This window comes from Vibrio sp. 378 (genome assembly GCF_033339435.1).
Genome location: NZ_JAWOUO010000581.1, coordinates 1 through 686, shown reverse-complemented (window position 1 = coordinate 686; position 686 = coordinate 1). Strand labels below are relative to the sequence as shown.

2 protein-coding genes are annotated in these 686 nt (G+C 42.3%); both read left to right on the top strand.

Annotated elements, in window-relative coordinates:
* On the top strand, window positions 1–169 hold a 169-nt coding region (locus R7Q48_RS27655), incomplete at its 5' end, for a methyltransferase (RefSeq protein WP_318133477.1).
* Between the two features lie 36 nt (window positions 170–205).
* Window positions 206–686 (top strand): YajG family lipoprotein (locus R7Q48_RS27650; RefSeq protein WP_318133475.1); only part of this gene is annotated, 481 nt, incomplete at its 3' end.

Here is a 686-nt window from a genome sequence, read left to right as displayed (position 1 = left end):
TTTGAACCAAAATGGCAAGTTACTCGTCATAGGAAACCGTCACCTCGGCTACGATGCCAAGTTGAAACGTCTGTTTGGCGATAAAAATGTGAAACTCATCGCTTCTAACAATAAGTTCGTGATTTTACAGGCAACAAAAAATCCTGCTAAATTAAGCGCAAAACAATAGAGCTCTCCGAGCAAAATGTTTACAAGGAACAATAAAATGAAAAAACTGTTACTCGCGGCTTCGGTTGCATTGCTTGCTGCATGTTCAGCGCCACAACAACCGCAACTGAACCTAATGCCTGAAAGCACCTTGAGCACCAATCCTATTGTACAAGGCAAAACATACAGCTTGACCAGCAAAGACGTGCGCGCAGCGCAGTACGTAGCTTTGGTTGATAATGGTCGTTCAAACATTCTACCGCTTCATGCGAAACAAAACTTACGCATTGCATTAGAAGAAGCTTTAGAGAAACAGTTCTCATCTCAAGGTTTCCACTCTGATTTAAACAGCAACAACGCAATTGAACTGAATGTTCAAGAAGCGCTAGTGAACGTCAAACATTCCGTGATGGAAAACCAAATGGATGCCAAAGTGATACTAGAGATCACAGCAGAAACACCACAAGGCAAATTGGTGAAAACCTACACAGGTACTGCAAAACGCTCTGGCACTTTAAGCGCTTCAGATTCTGATATTG